21 protein-coding genes are annotated in these 26,058 nt (G+C 72.8%); 16 read left to right on the top strand and 5 right to left on the bottom strand.

The annotated features are described in order from the left end of the window. Positions 1-229: 229 nt before the first annotated feature. Complete coding sequence (locus ACIBBA_RS15665) at positions 230-1,447, bottom strand: S8 family peptidase (protein ID WP_396697686.1); 1,218 nt, start codon at positions 1,445-1,447, stop codon at positions 230-232. A 279-nt stretch (positions 1,448-1,726) separates the two neighbouring features. On the opposite strand from ACIBBA_RS15665, the gene shbA reads away from it, so the two are divergent. From shbA to ACIBBA_RS15645, 4 genes are all read left to right on the top strand, one after another. Beyond that, positions 1,727-2,299: an RNA polymerase sigma factor ShbA gene (shbA, locus tag ACIBBA_RS15660; protein ID WP_350870258.1), complete on the top strand. Its 573-nt coding sequence runs from the start codon at positions 1,727-1,729 to the stop codon at positions 2,297-2,299. Beyond that, positions 2,296-3,480, top strand: a complete 1,185-nt coding sequence (locus tag ACIBBA_RS15655) for an anti-sigma-D factor RsdA (protein ID WP_396697684.1) — start codon at positions 2,296-2,298, stop codon at positions 3,478-3,480. Before shbA ends, ACIBBA_RS15655 begins: the two co-directional genes overlap by 4 nt. Before the next feature lie 138 nt (positions 3,481-3,618). Next, complete coding sequence (locus ACIBBA_RS15650; protein WP_350871118.1) at positions 3,619-4,026, top strand: ChaB family protein; 408 nt, start codon at positions 3,619-3,621, stop codon at positions 4,024-4,026. Positions 4,027-4,186: 160 nt separating this feature from the next. Next, positions 4,187-4,603 (top strand): nuclear transport factor 2 family protein, encoded by a 417-nt coding sequence (locus tag ACIBBA_RS15645; protein WP_396697682.1) that lies wholly within the window; start codon positions 4,187-4,189, stop codon positions 4,601-4,603. A 12-nt stretch (positions 4,604-4,615) separates the two neighbouring features. On the opposite strand, the gene ACIBBA_RS15640 is transcribed toward ACIBBA_RS15645, so the two are convergent. Beyond that, positions 4,616-6,775 carry a glycogen debranching N-terminal domain-containing protein gene (locus ACIBBA_RS15640; RefSeq protein WP_396697680.1) on the bottom strand — a complete coding sequence of 720 codons (2,160 nt, stop codon included), beginning with the start codon at positions 6,773-6,775 and terminating at the stop codon, positions 4,616-4,618. A 173-nt stretch (positions 6,776-6,948) separates the two neighbouring features. Here ACIBBA_RS15640 and ACIBBA_RS15635 point away from each other — a divergent pair, with 173 nt between their 5' ends. The 3 genes from ACIBBA_RS15635 to ACIBBA_RS15625 all read left to right on the top strand — a co-directional run bounded on the left by ACIBBA_RS15635 (position 6,949) and on the right by ACIBBA_RS15625 (position 9,304). Then, positions 6,949-7,269, top strand: coding sequence for a hypothetical protein (locus tag ACIBBA_RS15635; protein ID WP_396697678.1), 321 nt, complete (start codon positions 6,949-6,951; stop codon positions 7,267-7,269). After that, complete coding sequence (locus tag ACIBBA_RS15630) at positions 7,263-7,553, top strand: hypothetical protein (protein WP_396697676.1); 291 nt, start codon at positions 7,263-7,265, stop codon at positions 7,551-7,553. The genes ACIBBA_RS15635 and ACIBBA_RS15630 overlap by 7 nt, the downstream gene beginning before the upstream one ends. Before the next feature lie 173 nt (positions 7,554-7,726). Next, complete coding sequence (locus tag ACIBBA_RS15625; protein WP_396697674.1) at positions 7,727-9,304, top strand: Na+/H+ antiporter; 1,578 nt, start codon at positions 7,727-7,729, stop codon at positions 9,302-9,304. A gap of 115 nt (positions 9,305-9,419) precedes the next feature. Here ACIBBA_RS15625 and ACIBBA_RS15620 read toward each other — a convergent pair whose 3' ends face one another. Then, positions 9,420-11,471 carry a glycosyl hydrolase family 28-related protein gene (locus ACIBBA_RS15620; RefSeq protein WP_396697672.1) on the bottom strand — a complete coding sequence of 684 codons (2,052 nt, stop codon included), beginning with the start codon at positions 11,469-11,471 and terminating at the stop codon, positions 9,420-9,422. 72 nt (positions 11,472-11,543) lie between these two features. Continuing rightward, complete coding sequence (locus ACIBBA_RS15615) at positions 11,544-13,922, bottom strand: discoidin domain-containing protein (protein WP_396697670.1); 2,379 nt, start codon at positions 13,920-13,922, stop codon at positions 11,544-11,546. 191 nt (positions 13,923-14,113) lie between these two features. Here ACIBBA_RS15615 and ACIBBA_RS15610 point away from each other — a divergent pair, with 191 nt between their 5' ends. Then, positions 14,114-15,304 (top strand): low temperature requirement protein A, encoded by a 1,191-nt coding sequence (locus ACIBBA_RS15610; RefSeq protein WP_396697668.1) that lies wholly within the window; start codon positions 14,114-14,116, stop codon positions 15,302-15,304. Positions 15,305-15,364: 60 nt separating this feature from the next. Here the strand turns inward: ACIBBA_RS15610 and ACIBBA_RS15605 are convergent, their stop codons facing one another. Continuing rightward, the gene (locus ACIBBA_RS15605) at positions 15,365-16,549 is read right to left on the bottom strand and encodes a low temperature requirement protein A (protein ID WP_396697666.1); all 1,185 of its coding nucleotides are present in this window, start codon (positions 16,547-16,549) and stop codon (positions 15,365-15,367) included. A gap of 316 nt (positions 16,550-16,865) precedes the next feature. On the opposite strand from ACIBBA_RS15605, the gene ACIBBA_RS15600 reads away from it, so the two are divergent. The 8 genes from ACIBBA_RS15600 (at position 16,866) to ACIBBA_RS15565 (ending at position 26,043) form a co-directional block, all read left to right on the top strand. Beyond that, positions 16,866-19,064 (top strand): hypothetical protein, encoded by a 2,199-nt coding sequence (locus ACIBBA_RS15600; RefSeq protein WP_396697664.1) that lies wholly within the window; start codon positions 16,866-16,868, stop codon positions 19,062-19,064. A gap of 105 nt (positions 19,065-19,169) precedes the next feature. Beyond that, the gene (locus ACIBBA_RS15595) at positions 19,170-19,904 is read left to right on the top strand and encodes a YqjF family protein (protein WP_396697662.1); all 735 of its coding nucleotides are present in this window, start codon (positions 19,170-19,172) and stop codon (positions 19,902-19,904) included. 156 nt (positions 19,905-20,060) lie between these two features. Continuing rightward, positions 20,061-20,963, top strand: coding sequence for an alpha/beta hydrolase family protein (locus ACIBBA_RS15590; protein WP_396697660.1), 903 nt, complete (start codon positions 20,061-20,063; stop codon positions 20,961-20,963). A gap of 135 nt (positions 20,964-21,098) precedes the next feature. Further along, positions 21,099-21,884 (top strand): ABC transporter ATP-binding protein, encoded by a 786-nt coding sequence (locus tag ACIBBA_RS15585; RefSeq protein ID WP_396697658.1) that lies wholly within the window; start codon positions 21,099-21,101, stop codon positions 21,882-21,884. 76 nt (positions 21,885-21,960) lie between these two features. Continuing rightward, positions 21,961-22,683: an ABC transporter ATP-binding protein gene (locus ACIBBA_RS15580; protein WP_396697656.1), complete on the top strand. Its 723-nt coding sequence runs from the start codon at positions 21,961-21,963 to the stop codon at positions 22,681-22,683. Between the two features lie 20 nt (positions 22,684-22,703). Then, positions 22,704-23,582 (top strand): branched-chain amino acid ABC transporter permease, encoded by an 879-nt coding sequence (locus ACIBBA_RS15575; protein WP_396697654.1) that lies wholly within the window; start codon positions 22,704-22,706, stop codon positions 23,580-23,582. Beyond that, entirely contained in the window at positions 23,579-24,691 is a 1,113-nt protein-coding gene (locus ACIBBA_RS15570; RefSeq protein WP_396697652.1) for a branched-chain amino acid ABC transporter permease, read from the top strand. The genes ACIBBA_RS15575 and ACIBBA_RS15570 overlap by 4 nt, the downstream gene beginning before the upstream one ends. A 71-nt stretch (positions 24,692-24,762) precedes the next feature. After that, on the top strand, positions 24,763-26,043 hold the full coding sequence (locus tag ACIBBA_RS15565) for an ABC transporter substrate-binding protein (protein WP_396697650.1): 1,281 nt from the start codon (positions 24,763-24,765) through the stop codon (positions 26,041-26,043). Positions 26,044-26,058: the final 15 nt, after the last annotated feature.

Here is a 26,058-nt window from a genome sequence, read left to right as displayed (position 1 = left end):
CCGGATGGTGGACGCACCGCCGAGCCTGCGGCGGCGCGGAGGCAGAGGTCGGGTGCTGAGCGGGACCGCCGAGCGGTGAGCCGAAGTCGGCCGCCGTACCTGGTGCGCAGGCCCGCTGACCGTCAGCGCGAGGGGCACGCGGAAGCGCCGGCGCCGGTCGGCGCCGGCGCATCGGCCGCCGGGGGTCCGTCCCGGCCCCCCGGGTGCGGGAGCCGGGACGGGTCATCGGTCAGAACGTGGAGACGTTGAGCAGCTTCTCCTGGACGCCGTCCGGGTCGCCGGCCGGCCAGTTGTACGCGGTGGTGCCGGCCCCCTGCAACGCCGACTTCACCGCGCCCGGCGAGGCGCTGGGGTGGGTGGCCTTGTAGAGGGCCGCGCCACCGGCGACGTGCGGGCTGGCCATCGAGGTACCGGAGATGGTGTTGTAGCCGGCGCCCTTCCAGGTGGAGTAGATGCAGACACCGGGCGCCATCAGGTCGACGTCCGCGCCGAAGTTGGAGAAGTCGGCGATGGTGTCGTCCATGTCGCTGCGGCAAGTGGCCGCCGCGCCGCCGCCGGGCACGCCGTTGAAGTCGGCCAGGGCGCTGACCGTGATCACCTCGTCGTACGCCGCGGGCACGTGGTTGGCCGCGTTGTCGGTCTCGTTGCCGGCCGCCACCACGTAGGTCACACCGGCCGCAACGGAGCGGCAGATCGCCTCGTGCATCGCGTCCCGGTTGGTGCCGCAGGCGCTGTCCGTGCCCGAGCCGCCGAGGCTCATGTTGGCGACCTCGATCTCGCTGGCATGCGCGGTCACGTAGTCGATGCCGCAGATGATCGCGGAGAACGACCCGCTACCCGCGTTGTTCAGTACCCGGACCGGCCAGATCCTCGCGCCCGGGGCCACGCCGACCACACCGGCGCTGTTGTCGAGCGCGCCGATCGTGCCGGCGACGTGCGTGCCGTGGCCGTTGCCGTCGTCGGCGCTGTTGCCGGTGGAGCAGTTCTTGGCGCCGGTCGTGTAGACGTTCAGGTCCGGGTGGTCCAGGTCCACGCCACTGTCGATGACGGCGACGTCCACGTTGACCCGCTCGTCCACGCCATTGATCTTCGCGGTGGGGCTGAGCTCGGCGTCGGCCCGGTTGATGCCGGTGGGCGTGGTCTGGGCGTCAGTGCTGACCACCCCGTCGGGCTGGACGAAGAGCACCCGGGAGTCGCGGGCGATCCGGGCCGCGGCGGTGGGGCTCATCCGGGCCGAGTAGCCACGCAGGGCGTGCTCGTAGACGTACCCGACGCTCGCGCCGCGGGCCCGCGCGTGCTCGGCGGCGACCGACGGCGAGTCGGCGCCGGCGCGGAGGACGACGATGTAGTCGCTGGCCGCCTCGGCGGGGGCGGCGGTGGCGCCGCTCGCCGCAGCGGCGGCGACGACGATGCCGGTGAGCATCGCGACGCCCAGGGATCTGCGCATGGGGTTCCTCTCCACAGCGGTAGGTGGGCGGTTGGCCCAGGGCGAGGTTGGCCGATGGGAGCGGGCTCGGACCAGATGCAACAGCCATCCGTTATGATAAATACATCAATAGGATGGAAAAGCCGCACAACGGCGGACCCGACGTCGCGGACGGCGGGCGTGGAACTCCTGCCCGGTTATCGGCGATCGGGGCGATGGCGTTTCATCGCCGGCCGCTTGGTGGCGCACCCGGGGTTGGTTACCGTCGAGCCAGCCACAGCGAGAGAGGTCCGCGAGCGTATGGAGACACCGGATCGCGACGTCGTCCGGCGCGCCGCGGCCGGTGATCCCGACGCCGTCGCCCGGGTGCTCGCGCTCATCAGGCCGATCGTGGTCCGCTACAGCCTGGCCCGGCTCGGGCAGGTCGGCGCCGGCGGGGCCACCGCCGAGGACGTCGCGCAGGAGGTCTGTCTCGCCGTGCTGCGCGCGTTGCCCCGTTTCCAGGACCAGGGCAGGCCGTTCCTCGCGTTCGTCTACGGCATCGCCGCCCGCAAGGTCGCCGACGTTCTGCGCGCGGCGAGCCGGGATCGCGCGGAGACCGTCGCCGAGGTGCCGGACGCGCCCGACCCCACTCCCGGCCCGGAGCACCGGGCGCTCACCGCCGACCTCGGCGGCTGGCTGGCCGGGCTGCTGGCCCAGCTTCCGGCGACCCACCGGGAGATCCTGGTCCTGCGCCTCGCGGTCGGCATGACGGCGGACGAAGTCGGTACGGTGCTGGGCATGACCGGAGGTGCCGTCCGGCTCGCCCAGCACCGCGCCCTCACTCGACTGCGCGCCCTCGCCGGCGACACTTTCGCCCGGGTGATCCTGTGACGACCGAGCTGCCACCGCCCCAGCCGCAGGACCCGGTGCTGCGCGACGACCAGCTTCTCGATGCGATCAGCCGTGGCGAGCCGGTCCCGTCCGAGCATCCGGTCGACGACCCGATCGCCGCGTTACTGCACCGCTGGCACTCCGAGGTGGAGGCCCAGGCGCGGCAACTCGACGCGGTCGGGGACCGGGTCCCCGGCCCGGCGCCGACTGCCGGGCCACCGCCTGCCCAGGTGCCGGCGGAAGGCGCCGGTGCCCGCCGGCCGGTGCCCACCCGGCCGGGTCGGGCGGGTCGGCCCCCTGCCGCCCGGCCCGTCGGCGCGCCCGGTCGACGGCGGCGCGTCACGGCGGCCGGCGTGGCCCTGGCCCTGGTCGGCGTCGCCGGCGGGCTGTGGCTCGGTGCTGTCCGCGCCGAGCCCGGCGGGCTGCTCTGGCCGGTCACCAGGCTGGTCTACGCCGACCGTGCCGAGTCCCTGGCCACCGAGCGGGAGATCGGCCGGGCGATCGAGCAGGCGCGGCGGGACCTCACCGACGGCCGGCATGCCGAGGCCCGCGAACACCTGGAACGGGCCGCGGCGCTGCTGGGCACGATCGGCGACGGCGACGCCGCGGCCCGGCTGCGAAGTGAACTCGACGACCTGCGGCGTCACCTGCCGCCCGTGGTGCCGGCCGATCCGACGCAGCCCGGTCCGCGGGCCGTGACCGACGTGCCCGCATCGTCCGTCCCTCAGCCGCCCACGTCGACCGGCCAGGACACCGGCGCAGCCGATCCCGCTCCGGCCAGCACTCCGGCGCAACCGGAATCCGAGGACCGGCCCGCCAACCCGAGCGGCCGGACGCCGGCCCCGGCGGACCGCATCCCGCCCCACCCGACGCCGGCGAACCGGCCCGCTGACCCGAGCGGCCGGACGCGGGCCCCCGCGCCGCCCGCCCCCGCGCCGCCCGCCCCCGCGCCGCCCGCCCCCGGGCAGGACCGGCCCCGGGAGCCGGCGGCGGAAACCGGTCCGCACCCGCCTCGGAACCCGCGGCCGCCCGGCACGATCCCGCCGCCCCGCAGCGCCGGCGCGCCGCCCGCCGGCGCACCGCGGGCGGACCCGCCCCGCTCAGGACCCGACGGCCACGAACTCGGCGGCCACGAACTCGGCGGTCGGGACGAGCGGACCGGCCGCCCCCGGGCCTCCTGACTCCGGCGGCGGACAGGCGCGGAGCGGGCGGCCCGACGGCATCCGCTGGCGTACCCCGACGGTGGCGGGGTACCCGTCCCGGGACGACGCCGCCCGAGGAGGTACGCCGTGCCGGACAAGCACGAGCAGGCCGAAGAGATGCGTGACGACGTGCCGTCGACCGTCGCCCGCTCCGACGACAAGGCGGTACGGACCTACAAGAAGACGCTCGAGTCGGCCGAGGAGACCTACGGCGACGGCGAGCGGGCCCACCGGACCGCGTACGCCTCGCTGAAGCACACCCACGAGAAGGTCGGCGACCACTGGGAGCCGAAGGAGCGTCCCGGGCCGTCCGATCCGCAGGCCGCGTTGGGCGGCCCCGCCTCCCGGTCCCGCCCCCGGGAGACGGCGCAGGGGGTGGACGCCAACGCGAGCAAGGAGCACCTCGACGAGGTGGCGCGGCGGGTCGGTGTCGCGCGACCGGAGGAGTTGGCGAAGGGCGACCTGGTACAGGCGATCGAGAAGGCGAACGCGCGCGCGACCGCACGGGCCCGGCGACGACGCTGACCCCGGGCGGGACCGCCGGTCCTGGCCGGGCGGTACACCGCGCTGCGCTGACCCGGCCTCGGCCGGCCGGCGCCGCCGATAAAGTGGCGGTGAGGCACCGGACGGCACGGGGCGGGGCGGTGCGATCGCCATGGTCGCAACCCGCGGAGAGGTGGGCGCCATGACGTCGAGCCGGGACATCGTCACCCGAGCCTTCGCGGACTGGTCCGCCGGCACCGGCGAGATCAGCGACATCTTCGCCCCTGACATGCGGTGGGAAGTGGTCGGCCACTCGGTGGTGGCGGGCACCTACCAGAGCGCCGACGAGTTCCTCACCCAGGCGATGCGGCCGTTCAACGCGCGGTTCGACGCGAACGCCCCGTACCGGCCGGTGGCCCTCCGGGCGATCTACGAGGACGCCGACGCGAACACCGTCATCGCGGTGTTCGACGGCGCGGGCGTCACCGTCACCGGCTCGACGTACGAGAACACCTACGCCTGGTTCCTGACCTTCCGCGACGGCAAGGTGGTCGACGCGACGGCCTTCTTCGACAGCCTGGCCTTCAACGAGCTCTGGAAGATCCCGCCGGCCGGCTGACGCGGGCGGCGCTCAGCCGGCCTCCCGGACGGAGGATCGGGTGCCGTCGGCGTCCAGGTCCCAACGGCGGCCGAAGGCCGGGCTTCCGGCCAACCGGATCCAGCCGAGCGATTCCGGTATGTGCGGGTCGAGGACCAGCTGGCCGTCGACGGCGTCGAGCCCGAGCAACGTACGCAGGAAGAGCAGCGGCGCCCCACTCGCCCAGGCCTGCGGGTTGCAGGCGGTGGGGTAGGGGACCGGTTGCCGGCCGAACGCCCGGTCGTAGCCGGAGAGGGCCTCGGGCAACCGGTGCTCGGAGTAGGCGGACGCCTCCAACATCGCGGTGACGATCCGGACCGCGTCGTCGCGGTGGCCGTAGCGGGCGAGGCCGGCGGCGATGAGGGAGTTGTCGTGCGGCCAGACCGTGCCGAGGTGGTATCCGATCGGGTTGTAGCCGTGGTCGCTGGTGGAGAGGGTGCGCACCCCCCATCCGGAGAACATCTCATCGGACATCAGCTGGGCGGCCAGCACGTCGGCCCGCTCCTGCGGGACGATGCCGCTCCACAGCAGGTGTCCCATGTTCGAGGTCATCGAGTCGATCGGGCGTCCGTCGCCGTCCAGGCCGATCGCGTAGTAGCCGCCCCGCTCCGGAATCCAGAAGTCCCGGTTGAACCGCTCCCGCAGCGCCGCCGCCTCCGTCCGGAGCCGCGCGGCCATCGCCGGGTCCTGCCAGGGGCCGTCGGCGAGCTCCGCCATCCGCAGCTTGGCGTCGTAGGTGTAGCCCTGCGTCTCGCAGGTCGCGATGGGCAGCGCCGGGATGGTGCCGTCGGCGAACTGTACGCCGTCGCGCGAGTCCCGCCAGCACTGGTTGCCCAACCCCTGCGAGGAGCGGGTCGCATAGCCGACGTAACCGTTGCCGTGCAGGTCGCCGAACTCGTCGATCCAGCGCAGTGCCGCCTCGGCGTTCGGTCGCAGCTTGCAGATCAGCTCGTCGTCGCGGGTCCAGCGCCAGTACTCGGAGAGCAGCACCAGCCAGAGCCCGGTGGTGTCGGCGCCGCCGTAGTAGGGCTGGTAGGGCTTCATGCCGAGTTGGGTCAGCTCCCCGGTGCGGTACTCGTGGAAGATCTTTCCCGGTTCCCGGTCGGTGAAGTCGTGGGTCTCACGGGCCTGGTGCGCGGCGAGCACCACCAACGCGCCCCGCGCGACCTGCGGGCCGAACGCCACGGTCTGGTACGAGGTGATCAGGGTGTCCCGGCCGAAGACGGTCATGAACCAGGGCAGCCCCGCCGCCAGCAGGACCACCGGCTCGCCGTGGATCCGCTTCTCGATCCGCATCGACACCAGGTCGGCGGCGGACTTCTGGTAAGCCGCGACCAGCCGGTCGGACGCGCTCTCCAGCATCGGCACCGTCGCCAGCCAGCGGCTGGACGGGTCCGCGGCGTCCCGCTCGAAGACGTCGCCGAAGCTGCGCGGCACCGGCTCGAAGTCCTCGTCTCCGCAGCGCAGGGGCACCCGCAGTTCGCAACGCCAGGCCTGGCCGCGGGAGAGCCGCAGGTGCCAGATGAGCGCGTCGCCGTCGACCTCGTCCGCGGCCGGGTCGGCCGCCACCCGTACCGCGGCGGCGTAGTCGCCGTTGCGGTAGGCGAAGCGGAGCGTCGACCCGTCCGCCTCGTGGTTCCGGGTGATCTCCGGGGTCCGGTCCCGCCCGGACTCCTTGATCTCGAACAGGTCGGCGAAGTCGGTGCCGACGTCGAGGCGCAGCCGGAGTTCGACCGGGTCGGCGCCGAAGTAGCGCAGCTCGATCCGCTCGTACATGCCGTCGCCGACGAAGCGTTGCCGACGGATTCCCACCCGGTTCGCCGGCAGGCCGAGCCGCTCGGAGTTGGCGAGGAAGAAGGCGGCCGAGAACGGGTCGACCGTTCCGGACCCGAGCACGAGCAGCGGCGCGTCGTTGATGCTGAGTTCCCACCGGTCGAGGAAGCGGGTGTCGTCGTGCAGCAGCCCGCCGATCGAACCCTTCGGCACGTCGCCCCGGGCGTTGGAGAACATGAAGGTCCGGCCCTCGAGCACGCCGACGGTGTTCGGCCCCAGCTCCGGCGGCAGGTCCCGGCAGACACCGCTGTGGGTCAGCAGCTCGCCGTCCTCCTCCGGCCACGGCTGAGCCGGGGTGCGTCGTCGTTCCGTAGCCGTCACGTACACCTCCAGCCGACGAACCGGACATGCCGTCACCGTCGATCAGCCTATGTGGCGCGGGCCGGACGCCGTGGTGGCATCGACCAACATGGGTGGGATCGGCGCCGGGATCAGCCATAGATCAAGGTCGATTACTTTGGTACCGTCGGCGGGTACCGACTCGGGGAGGTCAAATGCACCGTCGGAAAGCCTCGTCCGTCGCCGTTCTCGCGGTCGCCGCTCTGGCGGCCCCGCTCTCCGCCGGCGTCGCGCACGCCGACCCGGTGGTGCCCCGGCACGCCGTGGTCGTCTGCCAGAGCGCGAGCTTCTATGCCAACTACGACTCGGCCGGCGGCCCGCACGGGCTGAAGCGGGTGCTGGAGTACGGCAACAAGATCGGCCACACTCCCGGCGCCCACCCCGTCTACAACGGCTGGGCGGCAGCCTTCGACTTCGGCCCCAACGACTGGGGCTACCTGCGCATCGAGTGCATCGGAGGGTACGACTCGTGGTGAGACTGCTCCGGCGCGCCGGCGCCGTCTGCGCCGCCGCGGTGCTCGCGACCGCCGCCGCTCCGACCGGACCGGCACAGGCGGCCAACGGCACGATCGGCGAGCGGGAGACCGTCTGCGCGGCTGACCTGTTCGTCCGCACCGAGCCGAACGGCGCCTGGATGGGCACGCTGTACCGCGGCCAGACCTTCCTCGTCGAGGGCCCGCGCAGCGGCGGCTACGTGTACGGCTTCGCCTACGGACACATCAACCGCCGCGGCTGGGTCCAGGACGGCTGGTTCTGCTGAGGGCGCCGTCCCCCGCGCGCCGCGCCGGGCCCGTCCCGGCCCCGCCATCGATCCCGCCCCCGCCGCGCGGCTGAGCCCGTTCCGCCTCCGCGACCCGCCGACAGCCGCGACAGTGGAGTTGGCTGCGGGCAGGCCGCCAGGGCGACGGCGGGGGGTGCGACGTGAGAGGGGACGTGGCAGCGCTCGTGCTGCTCGTGGTGCTGGGCGCCACCGTGCTCGTCGGCACCACCATCGGGGGGCGTTACCGCGTCGCGCCACCGGTCCTGCTCATCGGCATGGGGGCGCTGCTGGCCCTCATCCCACCGCTGTCACACGTGGTGCTCAGCCCCGAGGTCGTGCTGGTGCTCTTCCTGCCGGCGATCCTCTACCGGGAGGCCCTGACCACCAGCCTGCGGGAGATCCGCAACAACCTCGTGGTCATCGCGCTGCTCGCCGTGGTGCTGGTGGGGCTCACGATGTTCACCGTGTCGCTGGCCGCCCAGGCGCTCGGCGTCAATCCCGCGGCGGCCTGGGTGCTCGGTGCGGTGCTGGCGCCGACCGACGCCGCCGCGGTCTCCGGTCTCGCGAAGCGGATGCCCCGCCGGCTGCTGACCACCCTGCACGCGGAGAGCCTCATCAACGACGGCACGGCGCTGGTGCTCTTCGCCGTCACGGTCGGCCTGCTCGCCGGCGGCGCCGTGCCGGGGCCGCTCGACCTCCTTGGAGAGATCAGCCTCTCCTTCGTCGGTGGCATCGCCGCCGGGCTGGCGGTCAGCCTCATCGTGGTGCTGGTGCGCCGGCACATCGACGACCCGCTGCGGGAGGGCGCGCTGAGCGTCCTCACGCCGTTCGCCGCCTTCCTGCTCGCCGAGGCCGCCCACGCCAGCGGGGTGCTGGCTGTGGTGGTGGCCGGTCTGGTGCTCGCGTACGCGGGCCCGCGGGTGATCCGGGCCCGGTCCCGGGTGCTGGCCCTCGGGTTCTGGGACCTCTCCACGTTCATGATCAACGGTGGGCTGTTCGTGCTGCTCGGAATGCAGATCCCCCGCGCGGTCCGCAGCGTCACCAGCGTCTCGACCCAACGCGCGCTGGTCATCGCGCTGGTGGTCACGCTCGTGGTGGTGGCGACCCGGCTGGCCTGGGTGTGGTTCACCCCGTACCTGTTCCGGCTCTTCTACCGCGGTGAGTCGCAGCGCGAGAACCGGCTGTCCTGGCGGGTGCGGACCGTGGCCGGCTGGTCCGGCTTCCGCGGCGCGGTCTCCCTCGCCGCAGCGCTGGCGGTGCCGCTGGCCATGACGAACGGCCGACCCGTCGAGGAGCGAGACCTGATCATCTTCTGCACCGCGGTGGCGATCCTGTCGATCATGCTGGTCCAGGGCACCACCCTGCCGCTGCTGGTTCGCTGGGCCGGCCTGACCGGCGACCAGCAGCGCGTCGACGAGGTGCGACTGGCCCGGATAAGGGCGGGCAAGGTGAGCCTCGCGGCGCTGCCGGAGGTGGCCAACGAGATCGGCGCCGGGGAGGACGTGGTCAGCCGGGTACGGACCGACTACGAGGCGCTGCTCGACGACATCCGCGCCGCGGAGCAGGAGGAGGGGGCGCCGCGGGCCCGCGAGGTGGAGCGGCAGCTGCGGCTCGGTCTGCTCGAACGCAAACGTCGCGAGATCACCCGGATGCGCGACGCGAACGAGATCGACGACGTGGTGCTGCGCGATCTGCAGGCGGTCCTGGACATCGAGGAGATCCGGCTGCTGGGCCCGGAGGCGCCGGACTAGTGCGCGGGCGCCGTCATGCGCGGCGGCGATCATGCAGTTGTGGTGGGGGACGCAGGTGTGAACCACTGCGTACCGGGCACCACAACTGCATGATCGACCGGGGTTGGGGTCTGGTTTACCAGGTGGTTGGTGGGGGTGGGGGGATGACCGGGGGGCGGTCGTCGCAGGTGATGGTGTTCGGCAGCTGCCAGTCGGCGAGCCAACCCCCGTCGTTACCGCCGAGGTCGTTCAGGCTGAACTCCGAGCCGGCCGGGGTGAAGTGGAACGACCCGCAGTTGTTGACCCCGACCGCGCCCACGTGCCGGGCGTCCACGTTCTCGAAGGACGCCGAGCCGGCCGAGCGGGCGCTCACCACCGACGTGCCGGTGCCGTCGACCCGGATGTCGCGGAAGTGCACGTTGCTGATCGAGTAGAGGTCCTTCACCGACCACTCGCTGACCAGCATGATCGCGTTGTAGGTGCTGTCCAGGTAGGTGTCGCCGACCACCTCGATCCGCGCGTCGATGCTGCGGTCGAGCGCGTAGAGCCAGATGGCGCCGAGGCCGATGTTCCAGTTCAGCTCGTACGTGCCGGCGCGGGCCGTGGTGTTGCCGGTGATCCACAGATGCCCGGTGAACGGCTCCGCCCCGAACCGGGAGCCGACCTGGATGGCGCTGCCCTCGCGGACCGGGTCGGCGATCAGGTTGTTCGAGACGGTGTTGTCCGTGCCGCCGTAGATCGCGATGCCGTTGGCCAGCACCGGCGACTGCACGGTGTTGCGGTCGAAGGTGTTGCGCGCGTTCGCCGTCGCCTCCGACCACATGGCCAGCCCGTCGTCGCCGGTGTTGCGGACGAAGTTCTGTGCCACCCGCGAGTCGGTGACGCCGGTGTGGAAGTTCAACGCGTCCGCGATCTGGTCGACGATGATGTTGTTGGTGACGCGCACGTTGCGCATCGGGCCGTCGAACCAGATCCCGACCTTGGTGTGCCGGATGTGCAGCCCGTCGATGGTGGAGTCGCTCATCGCGCCGCCGACGCCGTTGACCTGGTCGGTGTCGATCCGCTCCCGGACGTCGCCCTCGATGGCGAAGCCGGAGAGGTGCACGTTGCGGCTGCCGCCGTCAGCGGCGTCCTTGCCGTAGAAGCCGACGCCGGTGTGCACCGAGCCGTCCGGCGCCGGGGCGGGCAGCGTCACCTCACGGCCCTTGATGACGGTGTACCAGTTGCCGGCGCCCTCGATCCGTACGTCGTCGACGATGATGTGCCGGTTGACCTGGAAGGTGCCGGGCGGCAGGTAGACGCTCAACCCGGTGCGCTTGGCGAAGGCGATGGCCCGTTCGATCGCCGGGGCCGAGTCCCGGCGTCCGGTGGGGTCGGCGCCGAAGGCCAGCACGTTCGCGGCGAGCAACCGGACGCGCGGCGGGGCGACCAGTTCGGAGTCGAGCAGGTCGATCACCGTCCACGCGGCGTTGCTGCCCGCCGGCGCGGTGAGCCGGATCCGGTCGCCCGCACGGTAGGTGCGGTCGAGCAGCAGTCGCTGCTCGTCGTAGAAGTGGCTGGGCCGGAACGGCGTGGGGATGCTCGGGTACGGGGTGGTGGCGGCGGGCACGCAGGAGCACTCGGTGATCCACCAGTCCGGGTGCAGCAGCCCGGCGTTCGGGTCGTTGCTGAACGGGTACTGGTTGTAGAGCCACGCGTACTGCGAGGTCAGGGTCATCGTCCGGGTCCGCTTGCCGTTGACCGCGACGTCGAGCGGAGCGGTGATGCCGCCGCCCGAGGGCGCGTCCGGGATGCTGTAGCGCACCGTGATCGCGTTGGCCGCCGCCGGCAGCGTGAACTCGACGTACCGGCCGGGGACCAGCTTGACCGCCCGCCGGCCGGAGGCCTCCGACGGCAGCGTGTAGGCGCTCCGGTCCGGGCCGATGACCTCGCCGTTGGTCGCCGCGTTCTCCGCCTCCTGTTCGAGGAAGGCGACCTGGGCGCCGCGGCCGGCGACCAGCTTCGGGTCGAGGGCGGCGCGGGTCACCACCGGTGCGGCGCCGGCGTTGCCGGGCTGCTTGCCCGTGGCGGCACCGGCCGGCACGCCGGCCAGGATGCCGATCGCGGTGGCCAGCGCCGTGGCGGCGGCGACCGCCGCGGTGGGCCGGCGTCGGGTGCGCGGCAGCGCCGCGCGGATGCTCCGGGTCATCAAGGACTCATCTCTGTTCGGTGTGAGGTGGTGCGGCGGCCGCCCCCGACATTCGTTGGGAGCGGACGCGGTTCAGGCGGAATGGACCTCGAGCTGGGAGAGCTGGCCGGCGGGCCAGCCGGTGTTGGCGGTGATCCGGACCCGTACGTGCCGGGTGGCGACGGCGCCGAAGGTCAGCGTGACCTGGTTGCCGGTGGACGGGTCGAAGACCCGCCCCGCCGAGGCGACCAGGGTGCTCCAGGTGGCGCCGTCCGTGCTGCCCTGCACCGAGAGCGTCTGGGTCCGGGTCTGCCAGGCCGGTGACGGCGGCAGCCGGAGCACGACGCGCCCGATCGTGGCGGCCGAGCCGAGGTCGACCTGCACCCACTGCGGGAAGGCGTTGTTGGCGCTCTCCCAGTAGGTGTCGGGATTGCCGTCGACCACGTTGCCGCTGCCGTAGCTCTGGGTGTGGCCGCTCTCCGCGGTCGGCCGGCCCCGGGCGAGGTCGCCCTGGGGCGCCGGGTCGGTGGTCACGGTGACCGCGTTCGACGGCTGCGACTGCGCGCCGGTGGTGTCCAGCGCGACCACGGTGAAGGTGTACGCGCTGGCCGGGCTCAGCCCGCCCACGGTGGCCGAGGTGCCGGTGACCGAGGCGACCGTCTGGCCACCTCGGCGGACCTGGTAGCCGGCGATCCCGTCCGCGTCGGTGGCGGCGGTCCAGGCCAACGAGACGCTGGTGGCGCTCTGCGCGGTGACCGAGAGGCTGCCCGGTGCGGTCGGCGGGGTGGGGGTGGCCGTGCCCGCGTACACCTCGACCTGGCCGAGCTGTGCCGCGGGCCAGGCGGTGTTGCCGGTGATGGTCACCCGGACGTGGCGGGCCGTGGTGGTCGGCACGGTGACGGTGGCCGTGTTGCCGGAGGCGGGGTCGAACCGGATCCCGGCCGCCGGGGCGATGGTGGTGAAGGTGCTGCCGTCGGTGCTGCTCTGCACCGAGAGGGTCTGGGTGCGGGCCTCCCAACCGGGCGGTACGGCGAGGACCAACCGGTTGACCGGGTGGCCAGCGCCCAGGTCCACCTGCCACCACTGCGGGAAGGCGTTGTTGCTGCCCTCCCAGTAGCTGCCCCGGTCGCCGTCGACGGCGTTGCCGGCGGTGAACGATCCGTTCTGGCTGCTGGCGCTGGTGGGCCGGCCGGCGGCCAGGTTGCCGCTCGGCGGCGGTCCGCCGCCGAGCACCGGCGGCGTCGGCCGCACCGGCGTGAGCGCGAGCTGGCCCTTGAGCATCCGGCCGCCGTCGGCGGTGATCCGCAGGTAGTAGTCGGCGGAGCAGGGGGTGCCGTCCTCGTCGAGCGCCCGGATGCCCGCGCCGGCCGGCGTGGTCGCCTGCGTCTCGCTGGTCTTGGCGATCTGGTTGCCCTCGTTGTACTCGTCGAACATCGAGACGTAGAGGCCCTGCGAGCCGAGGCGGATCATGTTGTAGAGGTGCCGCCAGTAGAAGTCGCCGTGCCGGCGGTGCCCGGCCGACAGGTCGCCCGGCATGACGCAGGGCTGGTAGTCGATCCCGTGCGCCGCGCAGTCGGCCAGGTCGGGAGTGTTGACGTTGGTGTAGTAGTCGTCCAGGCCCTGGAGGGTGGTGGCCCGGTAGATCATCCACGGCGAGATCATGTGGAAGGCGTGGTAGACCTCGGAGAAGCCGGGCCGGGAGTCCTCGACGCCGCGTCGCCAGTGCGTCGGCACGCCGCCGATCACGTAGCAGCCCTGCGCCTTGAACCAGTTGACCACGTCGAGGCAGGGGGCCGGGGTGAACGGGCGGCCGGGGTCGTTGAAGCCGAATCCCCAGATGCAGACCACCGGCTTGCCGTTCTGCCGGGCGTACGCGGCCGACGCGGTGTGCGCCGACATCTTGGTCGTCCAGTCCTGTTTGATCTGCGACTGCATGGACGTCCAGTCGGTGACGTCGTACATGATGTAGAACTTGCGGCCGAACCGCTCCGCGGCGCTGCGCACCTTGGTCGCCATCGCGTCGCGGGTGGGGCCCTCGTCGCCGAACGGGTTGAACCGCTGCAACGCCGCGGTGTCGCAGCCGTGCTCCTGCATCCAGCGGAAGTGGGTGTCGACGGTCTGCTGGTCGTAGGAGGAGAAGAGCCGGGCCGGCTGGCCGTTGCCGAGGTTGGGGTACGCGGTGGTGTAGCCGTGGTCGTACTCCCGCATGTCCGGCCAGGAGATGATCGTGGTGTTGCTCGGTGAGGGTGGCTGGAACCGGTCCCGGCTCCAGTGCCACCAGCCGCCGATCGGCGCGCCGTCGCCTGGGCAGCTGAACCACCCCTGATAGCCGACGGTGATCTTTCCGACCACGTCGCCGGGCGGGCTGGCCGCGGCGGCGGCGGGGGTGAGAGCTGGGACCAGGTTGGGAAAGGTGGCGAGCGCGGACCCCGCCGCCACGGACCCGATCAGTGTGCGGCGGGTGAGCGCCATGGCAACCGCTCCTTCGGGGGTAGGAGGGAATTGACGGTCATCATGCCAGCCGTCGACACAGGACCGCAATACTCCGACTGCTCCATGAAAGATGACGGCTACAAGGCTGTAAGAAATGGATGGTACGGGCGATGAGGCTTGCCTCCCCGTAACGTCGGCAGGGACGGTGAGGCCGGGCCGGGTGGGGCGCGATGGCGATGACAGCGGACGGTGGCGCCGAGCCGGCGGCTACCACCACCTCACGGGGCCGTCCGGCCTTCCTCGAACTCTTCTTCGACCTGGTCTACGTCTTCGCGCTCATCTCCCTCGTGAAGACGCTGGCCGAGAACCTGACGTGGACCGGTTTCGCCGAGGTTCTGGTGCTGCTGCTCGCCTTCACCCTGGTCTGGGCGATCACCACGTGGGCCGCGGACAGCCTCGACCTCTCCCGGCCGCTGGTCCAGGTGCAGCTCATCGCGGTGGCGGCGGCCAGCCTGCTGCTGGCGGCCGCCGCGCCGGAGGCGTACGACGGGCGGGGGCTGCTCTTCGCGCTCACCTACCTGACCATCCACCTCGGCTCGTCCGGCTACTACCTGCTGTTCGACCGGAAAGCGCCCGAACCACGGCGCAGCGGAAGGATCGTCTTCTGGTACGCGATCGCCGCCGTCGGCTGGGTCAGCGGTGGACTGGCCGACGGCCCCACCCGGCTGGCGCTCTGGGTGGCGGCCGTGACGGTGGAGTACACCGCCGCCTCACTCGGCTGGCCGGTGCCCCGGTTCGGCCGATCCCAGCCGCAGGAGTGGCGGCTGATCGGCGAGCGGGTCGCCGAGCGGTACCGGCAGTTCGTCATCATCGCGCTCGGCGCGGCCCTCTTCGTCACCGGGACGATGTACAGCATGCACGACCACACGGCGGGCCGTGCCATGGCCCTGGTGGTGATGTTCACGGGCGTGGTGCTGATGTGGCGGATCTACATCTACCGGGCCGGGGAGTTGCTGACCGAGGCGATCGCCCGGTCGACGAACCCGTCGCTGCTCACCCAGAGCGCCGCGGTCACCCATCTGATCATGGTGGCCGGCATCGCCGGCATGGCGGTCACCGCGCATCTGGTCGTCGTCCGCCCCTTCGGGGCGACGCCGGCCAGCTGGGCGACGGTCATCCTCGGCGGACCGGCGCTCTTCCTGATCGGCAGGGGCGTGCTCGACTACACCGTGTTCGCCCGCATCTCCCGGTCCCGGCTCGTCGGGCTGGCGCTGCTGGGTGCCGTCGCGTCGGTCGCGACCCGGCTGCCGCCGGTCGGGGTCGCCCTGCTCGCGGTGGCCGTCCTGCTGCTCATCGCCGCCGCGAACCTGGTGAGCACCCGCCGTCACGCGCGCTCGCCCAGGCCACCCGCGCACGGCTGACGCTGACCACGCCGGCGCGGCCGCTCGCGCCGCCATTGTCCCGCGCCGGGCTGCCGACGCTCAGCGCGCCGGCGCGGTCGCGCCGAACAGCCGCAGCCGGGGAGCCCAGGTCTCCCCGACCAGGATGAGAAGCAGGACCAGGTTCGCGACGACCTGCGCGGCCAACGGCGGAAGCTGCGCCCCCGCGGGCGCCAGCCCACCCAGCACCACCACGCCGAGCGCCCGGGACCAGAGGAGCCGGCCGGTGACGACCGCGTCGAACAGTGCGCTGCCGAGCAGGAACAGCGCCGGCCCGCCGAGGATGACCGCCGCCCAGCTGGCCGGCGTCGGCCCGAACGGCCGCTCGGTGACCAGCGAGATGCTGGTCGACACCACCAGCACCCCGGCCACCATGACCAGGTGGCTGTACGAGGTGGAGGTGCCGGGGCGCACCCGCTCGACCACCGTGACGTTCGGCGGTGCGAGAAGCTGCCGTACGCGGTGGAAGTAGAGCAGGAACAGCAGTACCGCGCTGCCGAACCCGAGAGCGCTCGCCATCGTCTGGCCGGCCTGGAACTCGCTGAGGGACAGCCCTCGGCCGGTGGTCAGGACCAGCTCGCCCAGCGCGATGATGAAGATCGCCCGGTGCCGCTCGGAGAGGTGCGTCCCGGTGAAGATCTGGCTGGCCAACTCGGTACGTCCCATCCTCGGCGTCGGCCAGCCGAGCCGGGCCGAGCCGAGGTCGATAGCCACCGCGAGCGCCCAGAGGAGCAGCCGGGTGGTGCCCTCCACGAACACCCCGGCCACCCACGGCGTGGCGGTGACGCCGAACCAGAAGAAGACCCGGATGCTCCTGGCCTGGATCGGCGGGTTCACCCGGGTGCCGGGGATGAGCACGGCGTCGCGCACCAGGTGGATGCCGAAGTACGCCGCGACGAAGAGCCACCCGTAGCGGCCGAAGGCCTCCGGCACCGCGATCGCCATGAGGAGCGTGCCGAGCATGACCGCCAGGACGGTGGCCTGGATGATCGGCAGCCGCGGATTGAACAGGTCGGTGAGCCACGCGGTCAGGACCCAGACCCACCAGGCCGCCATCAGCAGGACGGCGGTCTGCGCCGCGCCCCGGAGGCTGAGATCCTGGGCGAAGCCGGCGGCGAGCCGGGAGAGCATGAAGATGTAGACCAGGTCGAAGAAGAGTTCCAGGAAGGTCGGATACTCCGGCTCGCCGCGCCGGCGCAGGATGCGGGGGAGTGGACTGGACGTCACCGCGGCTGCCTCCTCTGGCGGTGCGCCGGAGAAGCCGCGACCGGTCTCGGGCCACCTGCCACGCTAGCGAGCGGCTCGGCCGGTCGAGCCGGAACCGGCGGGTCGTCCCCGGAACGGGCGGCACGTCAGCCGCGCACCCGAGGGCATCGGCTCCGTTTTCCCACGGTTAGGCCAGATCTGGCCGGGTAGATCCGGGTCGGCCACGCGGGTGGCGGGCCGCTCCCGGCCGGATCGCGGGGCGGGGGCTACCGGGACGCCTCGGGGGGCGATGTCGGATGGACCAGCGCGGTTGAGCGGGCCAGGAGGGCCCGCCGGTGTGGTGGAGCTGCGGGTGCACGGGATCACCGGCGCGAGCGCCGAGCGGGCGTTGGACCTGCCACCGACGGAGCAGGTCGCGGGCGACCGGATCGGCGGCTTCTACCGGCCCCGGAGCCCGGGCGCCCGGGGCGCGGGTGAGGTGACGCGGGAGGCGTACCGCTGGGGGGATCTGCCGTCCGGGACCGTGCTGCGCACCCTGGCGCTGGTGTTCCTGCTGCCCTTCATGCTGGTCAACGTGGCGATCTGGATGCGTCCGGCGAGCCCCGGCTCGGAGGCGGTCGTCAGGTCCCTGTGCCGGCTGCTGGCCCTCACGCTCACCGCGCTGTACACGCTCGCCATCGCCGGCGTCGCCCTGGACCTGCTGGCGTGGAAGTGCCTGTCCACGCCACAGTGTCTGGCCGGGCGCAGCTGGCTGTCCTGGTTGGGCGGGCAGCCGGCCGGACCGCGGCTGGCGGAGCTCACGCTGGTCCCGGTCGCCGCCATCGGTCTGATCTGGTGGCTCAGCACCCGCCCGGGAAGAGCGTTCGAGGCGTTCCGCGCCCCTGAGGAGGACGTCTCCGGGCATCGGCTCGGCGCGGTCGGCCGGTGGGACGCCGAGCCGCTGGTGGGCCGGCTGCGCTCCATCCACGTCGCGGCGGCGTTCGCGACCCTGAGCGTCACCCTGCTCGCCGCCCGGGCCGCAGCCGGCGCCACGGCCGCCACGGTCGCGCTGGCGGTGCTCACCGGGGCGGTCCTGGCCGCCTGCGTGATCCTGCTCTGTACGCCTCCGCTGATCGACCGGGCCGCCGCCGACCGGCGACTCGACCGGATCACCCGCACGCTGCGGACGATCGCCATCGTCCTGACCGGCGTGGTCGTGGCCCACGTGCTGACCAGCCCGGCGCCGTGGCGCGAGGCGGCGAACCTGCCCGGCTACGAGTCGATCCTCGTCTGGCTGTTCGCCACCCAGACGGCGCTGCTCGCCGCCCTGGGCGCGATGCTGCTCTGGCAGCGGGACCGAGAGCCGGGTGCCAAACCGCTGGCAGGGCTGGGAGCGCTGGTGATGGCCGCCGCGGCGATCAGCCTGGCGGTGGCGTTCTCAGCCGAACTGGTCTACCGGGTGGCCGACTTCCTGGACCGCGACGCGCCGACCGGAGAGGGCATCGCCACCGGCCCGCCGCAGGCCTACACCTGGGCGATCTACGGCTTCTTCCGAGCGTTACTGCTGACCCTGATCGTCGTGGGCCTGGTGATCCTGATCTCCCGACGCGGACGGTACCGCGCCGCGGCGGCGATCGTCGCGCACGACTACCCGGACCCGCCGGCGGAGGCCGGACCCCGACTGCGGCAGGTACGCCGGGCCATCGCCCGGGCCCGGTTCACCGAGACCCTTGTCCCGCTCGCCGCGGTCTACGGCTGTCTCACCGGCCTCGGCACGGCCACCACCACCATCGCTCTGCTGCAGTGGTATCCGGGTGACCTCATCGAGCGGTTCGCCGGGGTGCCGGCGGGCCTGTTCACCTTCGGTATCGCGGCCGGCAGCTGGGCGATCGCGGCGGTCATCCTCGGCCTGATCATCGGCGCGATCTTCGCCTACCGGACCATCGAGTTCCGGCGCAACGTCGGCATCCTGTGGGACCTGGGCACCTTCTGGCCCCGGGCCGCCCATCCGTTCTCGCCACCCTGCTATGCCGAACGGGCTGTACCGGAGCTGACCCGACGGATCACCTACCTGGTCGAGAGCGGCAACGCGGTGCTGCTCACCGGGCACAGCCACGGTTCGGTCCTGCTCGCCGCGACGGTGCTCCAGTTACCGGCACGGGTCGGCAGCCGGGTCGCCCTGCTCACCTACGGGTCACCGCTGCGCCGGCTCTATGCCCGGCTCTTTCCCGCCTACATCGACAGCGCGGTGCTGCACGAGATCGGCGGCCGGATCGGCTGGCGGTGGGCGAACCTGTGGCGGGACACCGACCCCGTCGGCGGCTGGATCTTCTCCGCCCACCGGCCGAGCGCGCCGGACACCGTCGGCGGCCCGGCGGCCACGGTGGACCGCCGGCTACGGGACCCCCGAGACGTGGTGGCCCCACCCGGCGACAGCGTCCCACCCCCGATCCAGGGACACGGGCCGTGCGAGACCGACGAGCCGTTCACCCGGGCGGTGCGCGAGCTGGTGGACCGTCTCCGCGAGGCGGCGGACCCGGGCGCCGGGCCGACGTAGCGGACGGCGGGGCGGGCGCGTCTCCTCCGGATCGTGCCCCGGAACGGCGCGCCGCGCCGAGCGGCGCGGACGGACGACCGGCCCGGGCCGCGCGACAATGCCCGGATGGACGCCGAGGAAATCACGGCCGAGGCGATCCGGCCCCTGCGCCGGCCGGTGCTGGTCCAACGCTGGCAGGACCTGGCCTTCCTGCACTGGGCGGTGGACCCGGAGGTGGTGGCGCCGCTGCTGCCGCCGGGGACCCGGCCGGACGTCCTGGCCGGACAGACGTACGTCGGGCTGATCGCGTTCCGGATGGTGGGGCTCGGGCTGCTTTCAGGGCCGGGACTGCCCTACCTCGGCACGTTCTGCGAGACCAACGTGCGGGTGTACAGCGTCGACACCGCCGGGCGTCGGGCGGTGGTGTTCCGGTCCCTGGACGCCGCCCGGCTGGTGCCCGTCCTGGTAGCGAGGGCCAGCCTGCGGCTGCCGTACCTGTGGTCGCGGATGCGGCTGCGCCGCGACGGTGACCTGCTGACCTACACCTGCCGCCGGCGCTGGCCCGGGCCGCGCGGCGCGAGCAGCGAGCTGAGCGTGCGGGTCGGCGCCCCGCTCGCCGAGCCGAGCCCGCTGGAGCACTTCCTCACCGCCCGTTGGGGGCTGCACACCCGCGCCCACGGGCGGACCCTGCACCTGCCCAACGTCCACCCGCGCTGGCCGCTGCACCGCGCGGAGTTGGTGCACCTGGACGACCAACTGGTCCGCGCGGCCGGGCTGCCCGCGCCGGCGTCGGCGCCGGTGAGCGTGCTCTACTCGCCCGGCGTCCCGGTGCGCTTCGGCGCGCCCGCCGTCCTGCGCTGACCTGCGGCGGATCCTGCTCGACGGCGCGGGCGCGAAGGACGTTCCGGGCAGCCCGCCGGTGTCCGCGGGGACTGGTGATTTCACCGATGCGGCGCCCGGCAGCGCCGCCGAAGACTTGCACACGTCGATATATCCCACCGCTAGGGAGTGCCCGACGTGTCATCACCAACCACCACCCGTCCCCGTCCGTCCGCCGTCCGGGTCGCCCGGCTCGCGCTGGCCGCCGCCCTGGCCGCCGGTGCCGCGCTCGCCGCGCCGGCCGGTGCGGCCCAGGCCGCCGAGAACCCGTACGAGCGGGGACCGGCACCCACCGCCTCGCTGCTCGAGGCCAGCCGCGGCCCGTTCGCCACCGCCTCGCAGAACGTCTCGTCGTTGAGCGTCACCGGCTTCGGCGGCGGGGTTATCTACTACCCGACCAGCACCAGCGAGGGCACCTTCGGCGCCATCGCCATCTCGCCCGGCTACACCGCCGCATGGTCCAGCATCAGCTGGCTCGGGCCCCGGATCGCCTCGCACGGCTTCGTGGTGATCGGCATCGAGACGAACTCCCGGCTCGACCAGCCGGACAGCCGGGGCCGGCAGCTGCTGGCCGCGCTCGACTACCTGGTCGAGCGCAGCTCGGTGCGAACCCGGATCGACGGCAGTCGGCTGGCCGTGGCCGGTCACTCGATGGGCGGCGGGGGCAGTCTGGAGGCGGCCTCGGACCGGCCGTCGTTGCAGGCCGCCGTGCCGCTCGCGCCGTGGAACCTGGACAAGACCTGGTCGGAGCTCCAGGTGCCCACGCTGATCATCGGTGGCGAGTCCGACAGCGTCGCCCCGGTCTCGTCGCACTCGGTGCCGTTCTACAACAGCATCCCGTCGTCGGCGGAGAAGGCGTACCTGGAGCTTAACGGGGCGAGCCACTTCTTTCCGCAGACGGTGAACACGCCCACCGCGCGGCAGATGGTGGCCTGGCTCAAGCGGTTCGTCGACAACGACACCCGCTACGAGCAGTTCCTCTGCCCGGGGCCGAGCGGCACGCAGATCGAGGAGTACCGCAACACCTGCCCGAGCGCCTGACGGTGAGCAGCGGGGCGGCCGCCGCGGCGGCCGCCCCGTCGCGCCGGGATCGAAACATCGAAGGTATTGACGCGGTAACGCAGAAATGTACACTGCGAGTGTAAATAACACCCGCCATTGAGCGAGGGATGGCTGATGGACGACGGGCTCGCGCTGCACCACATCGGGGTGCGTTTCTCAGGCCTCATCGCCCTCGACGACGTCTCGTTGCGGGTGCCTCCCGGCCGGGTGGTCGGGGTGATCGGCCCCAACGGCGCCGGCAAGACCACCCTGTTCAACGTCATCTGTGGTTTCATCCGGCCGGAGGCGGGCTCGCTCACTCTGGACGGTCGGCCCCTGCGACCGCGACCGCACCAGCTCACCCGGCTCGGCATCGCCCGGACCCTGCAGGGCACCGGGCTCTTCGCCGGCCTGACGGTGCTGGAGAACGTGATGGCCGGGGCCGCGCACACCGCGCGGGCGGGCTTCCTGCCGGCCCTGCTCGGGCTGCCCGGCAGCGATCGCGACGAGGCGCGGCTGCGTCGGCACGCGCTCGACGTCCTGGCCGGGCTCGGCATCGCCGCGCACGCCGGCGCGATGCCGGGCACGCTGCCTTTCGCCGTACGCCAGCGGGTGGCGCTGGCCCGCGCGCTCGCCGCCAAGCCCCGGCTGCTGCTGCTCGACGAGCCCGCCGGCGGGTTGGGCGCCGACGACATCGCCGAGCTGGCCGAGCTGATCCGGCAGCTGCCCCGCCGCGACCCCGACCCGTGCGCGGTGCTCCTGGTCGAGCACCACATGGACCTGGTGATGTCCGTCTGCGACGAGCTCGTGGTGCTGGACTTCGGCCGGGTGATCGCCGCCGGCACCCCCGATGAGGTCCGCGACGACCCGGCCGTCACCGACGCCTACCTCGGCACCACCGTCGAGGAGTCGACGGCATGAGGGAGCGGAGCGAGCGAATCATCAGGCGCGGTGCGGTCGAGCCTCGTGCCGTCGGCGACCGAAGGGAGTCGACGGCATGAGCGGCGGGGACCTGCTGGTGGTGCGCGGGCTGGTCGCGGGCTACGGTGCCGCGCCGGTGCTGCACGCCGTCGACCTCACCGTCCCGGCCGGCACCATCGCGGCCGTGGTCGGCGCGAACGGCGCCGGCAAGACCACCCTGCTGCGCGCCGTCTCCGGCATGCTGCGCCCGTCGGCCGGCCAGGTCCTGCTCGAGGGCGACGACCTGCGCGGCACGCCGGTGGAGCAGTTGGTACGCCGCGGGATGGCGCACGTGCCCGAGGGGCGCGGGGTGATCGGTGAGCTCACCGTGGACGAGAACCTGCGCCTCGGCGGGCTGTGGCGGCGCGACCGGGCCGACGCGGGGCGGGCTCTCGACGAGGTCTACCAGCTCTTCGAGCCGTTGGCCCGGCGCCGACGGCACCTCGGGCACCAGCTCTCCGGCGGCGAGCGGCAGATGCTCGCGCTCGGCCGGGCGCTGGTCGGCCGGCCCCGCCTGCTCCTGCTCGACGAGCCGTCGCTCGGCCTGGCGCCGCGCGTGGTCGCTCGGGCGATGGCCCTGCTGCGGCAGCTGCGGGACACCACCGGCCTGACCGTGCTGCTGGTCGAACAGAACGTGCGCAGCGCGCTCTCGATCGCCGACCAGGGGGTGGTGATGTCCCTCGGCCGGGTGGTCGCCACCGCCCCCGCCGAGCGGCTGCGCGACGACGTCGAGCTGCGCCACGCCTACCTCGGTTTCTGACCACCCCGGAGGGAGAACTGTTGGACCGCTTCGTGTTCCTCACCCTGGACGGCCTGTCCCGGGGGGCGGTCTACGCCGCGTTCGCGCTGGCCCTGGTGCTGATCTGGCGGGCGGCGCGGGTCGTCAACTTCGCCCAGGGCGCGATGGCCGTCGCCGCCGCGTACGTCGCGTACGGCGTGGCCTCCGCGACCGGCTCCTACTGGCTGGGCTTCCTGGCCGCGCTCGCCGCCGGTCTGCTGCTCGGCGCGGTGGTGGACCGGGCGTTGATGCGGCACATCGACCACGCCTCGCCGCTCAACCCGGTGATCGTCGCGCTCGGGCTGGTGCTGCTGATCCAGGCCGTCCTCGGGATGGTCTACGGCAGCGAGTTCCGGCCCGCCGAGACGCCCTTCTCGCGGGGCGCGTTCACCGTGGGCGGGCTCGCCGTGCTGTCGCCGTACGACCTGTTCGTCTTCGCCACCGTCGGGGTGGTGGTCGGCGCGCTCGCCTGGATCTTCGCCCGGACCGCGGTCGGCCTGCGGATGCGGGCGGCGGCGTTCGCCCCCGAGGTGTCCCGCCTGCTCGGGGTGAACGTGGGCGGGATGCTCACCCTCGGCTGGGCGCTCGCCTCGGCGGTCGGCGCGCTGGCGGCGATGCTGGTCATCCCGACCGAGCTCGGCCTGCATCCGCACGCGATGGACCTGGTCTTCGTCTCGGCGTTCACCGCGGCCGTCGTCGGGGGGTTGGACAGTCCGCCCGGGGCGGTGGTCGGCGGGCTGGTGGTCGGCCTGCTGCTGTCGTACGTCAGCGGCTACGCCGGCAGCGACCTCACCCCGTTGGCGGTGCTGGTCCTGCTGCTGGCGGTGCTGCTGGTCCGGCCCGGTGGGCTCTTCGCCCCGGTCGCGGCGAGGCGGGTGTGAGCGTCACCCGGGCGGCCACCCCGCCCCGACAGCACAGCGCCGACGAGGCTCGGCAGGCCACCGAGCCGCGTCGCGGCGGCACCCTGCTGCGACACCTCGCCGTCGTCGCGGTCGCCGGGCTGCTGCTCTTCGGGTTGAGCTACGCGGTCGAGCCGTTCCGCAACTTCCAGCTCGCCACCGTGGCGGCCTACCTCTGCGCCACCGCCGGGCTCACCGTGCTGACCGGGCTCAACGGTCAGCTCTCGCTCGGGCACGGGGCGTTGATGGCGACCGGCGCCTACACCGTCGCCTTCGGCCAGAACGCGTTCGCCGACCGAGGGCTCACCGGCCACTGGCTGCTGCCGATCTCGCTGGCCGCGGCGGTGCTCACCACGGTGGCGATCGGTGCCGTGGTCGGCGTGGCCGCGGCCCGGCTGCGCGGGCCGTACCTGGCCGGGGTCACCCTGGCCGTGGCGGTGGTGGTGCCCGCCCTGACGGTCACCTTCGACGGCGTCTTCAACGGCGAGCAGGGGTTGTCGGTGCCGGTCGAGCCGCCACCGTTGGCGCTCGGCGCCTACTTCCCCTACGAGCGGTGGCAGCTCTGGATCGCCGCCGGCGCCACCCTGCTCGCCCTGCTGCTGCTGGCCAACCTCGTCCGAAGCCGCTACGGGCGCACGTTCCGGGCGGTCCGCGACGACGAGGTGGCCGCCCGTCTGGCCGGCATCCACGTCGCGCGTACCCAGGTCCTCGCGTTCGTGGTGAGCGCCGCGACCGCCGGGCTCGGCGGCGCGTTGCTCGCGGTGCTGGCGCAGAGCGTGTCTCCCGGCGCGTTCTCGCTGACCCTGTCGCTCTTCCTGCTGATGGCCGTGGTGATCGGCGGTCTGGGGCGGCTCGCCGGTGCGGTCTGGGGCGCCGTGCTGCTGGTCGCCCTGCCCGACCTGAGTCACTCGGTGACCGAGCTGCTCACCCTCTCGCCCGCGGCGGCGCAGCGGCTGGAGGGAAACCTGCCCCTGGCGATCTTCGGCGTCACCCTGATCGTGGTCATGATCGCGGCGCCCGGCGGCGTGCAGGGTCTGCTCGCCCGGCTCGGTCGCGCCCTGGTCGCCCGCCGGCCGGGCCGGCGGTCCTGATCCTTCGGTCCGGCCCCGGCCGGGCGCCCCACCTCACCACCACATCCAGATGACGAAAGGCCGGTGTTCCCATGCACCGCACGGCACGAGGCGGTCTCGCCATCGCCAGCACCATCGCCCTGCTCGTCAGCGCCGCCGCCTGCAGCGGTGACGGCGGGTCCAGCCCCGGACGCGGGTCCGTGCCCGGCGTCACCGACACCGAGATCGTGGTCGGCACCCACATGCCGCTCACCGGGCCGGCCTCGGCCGGCTATTCGAAGATCGCCCCGGCGACGAAGGCCTACTTCGACTACGTCAACGCCAACGGCGGCGTGCACGGTCGGAAGATCACCTACAAGATCATGGACGACGGCTACAACCCGGCGAACACCCAGCAGGTGGTCCGCCAGCTGGTCCTGCAGGACAAGGTGTTCGCGATCCTCAACGGGCTCGGCACGCCGACGCACACCGGTGTGCTCGACTTCCTCAAGAGCAACCGGGTGCCCGACCTCTTCGTCGCCTCCGGCAGCCGCAGCTGGGACCAGCCCGACAAGTATCCCGGCACGTTCGGCTTCAACCCGGACTACACGGTGGAGGGCAAGATCCTGGCCAACCACGTGAAGAGCGCACTGCCCGGCAAGAAGGTCTGCTTCCTCGGCCAGGACGACGACTTCGGCCGGGACAGCCTCGCCGGCGTGGAGAAGGTGCTCGGCCCGGTGGCGGTCAAGCAGACCTACGTCACCAGCAACACCAACGTCGCCCCGCAGATCGGCGCGTTCAAGGCGGCGGCGTGCGAGGTGGTCATCCTCGCCACGGTCCCCGGGTTCACCGCCCTCTCCATCGGCACCGCCGCCCGGCTCGGCTTCAAGCCGCAGTGGATGGTCTCCAACGTGGGCGCCGACCACCCCACGCTGGCCAAGCAGCTCGGTGAGGCCGCCCCGCTGCTGGAGGGCATGATCGGCACCAACTACCTGCCGATGCAGAACGACACCGCCAACCCGTGGATCCAGCTCTTCACGAAGGTCAACAAGGAGCACAACGGGAACGCGCCGTTCGACGGCAACACCGTCTACGGCATGTCGGTCGGCTACCTCTTCGTCCAGGTGCTGCTCGCCGCCGGCAAGGACCTCACCCGGGAGTCGGTGACTGAGGCGGTGAGCAAGGGCGGCTACCAGGGGCCCGGGCTGGCGCCGTTGCGCTTCTCGGCGACCGACCACTCCGGCTACGGCGGGCAGCAGCTGAGCCGGGTCAGCGGAGGAACGCAGAGCTACTTCGGCCCGGTCTACGAGACCGACGAGGCCGACGGGCCGGTGAACGAGTACACCGCGACGCCGGTGCAACCGCCGGCGAACGGGGTGCCGACCGCGTCCTGATCCACACCGATCGCC

Source organism: Micromonospora sp. NPDC051006, assembly GCF_044456245.1.
Lineage (GTDB): Bacteria > Actinomycetota > Actinomycetes > Mycobacteriales > Micromonosporaceae > Micromonospora.
The sequence above is the reverse complement of the archived record's forward strand: the minus strand, read 5'-3'. Positions and strand labels throughout refer to the sequence as shown.

Bases quoted from the DNA above. Each gene is read 5' to 3' on its own strand.
- ACIBBA_RS15665 (WP_396697686.1), bottom strand. From the start codon at position 1,447: ATGCGCAGATCCCTGGGCGTCGCGATGCTCACCGGCATCGTCGTCGCC.
- shbA (WP_350870258.1), top strand. From the start codon at position 1,727: ATGGAGACACCGGATCGCGACGTCGTCCGGCGCGCCGCGGCCGGTGAT.
- ACIBBA_RS15650 (WP_350871118.1), top strand. From the start codon at position 3,619: ATGCGTGACGACGTGCCGTCGACCGTCGCCCGCTCCGACGACAAGGCG.
- ACIBBA_RS15645 (WP_396697682.1), top strand. From the start codon at position 4,187: ATGACGTCGAGCCGGGACATCGTCACCCGAGCCTTCGCGGACTGGTCC.
- ACIBBA_RS15635 (WP_396697678.1), top strand. From the start codon at position 6,949: ATGCACCGTCGGAAAGCCTCGTCCGTCGCCGTTCTCGCGGTCGCCGCT.
- ACIBBA_RS15620 (WP_396697672.1), bottom strand. From the start codon at position 11,471: ATGACCCGGAGCATCCGCGCGGCGCTGCCGCGCACCCGACGCCGGCCC.
- ACIBBA_RS15615 (WP_396697670.1), bottom strand. From the start codon at position 13,922: ATGGCGCTCACCCGCCGCACACTGATCGGGTCCGTGGCGGCGGGGTCC.
- ACIBBA_RS15610 (WP_396697668.1), top strand. From the start codon at position 14,114: ATGGCGATGACAGCGGACGGTGGCGCCGAGCCGGCGGCTACCACCACC.
- ACIBBA_RS15595 (WP_396697662.1), top strand. From the start codon at position 19,170: ATGGACGCCGAGGAAATCACGGCCGAGGCGATCCGGCCCCTGCGCCGG.
- ACIBBA_RS15585 (WP_396697658.1), top strand. From the start codon at position 21,099: ATGGACGACGGGCTCGCGCTGCACCACATCGGGGTGCGTTTCTCAGGC.
- ACIBBA_RS15580 (WP_396697656.1), top strand. From the start codon at position 21,961: ATGAGCGGCGGGGACCTGCTGGTGGTGCGCGGGCTGGTCGCGGGCTAC.
- ACIBBA_RS15565 (WP_396697650.1), top strand. From the start codon at position 24,763: ATGCACCGCACGGCACGAGGCGGTCTCGCCATCGCCAGCACCATCGCC.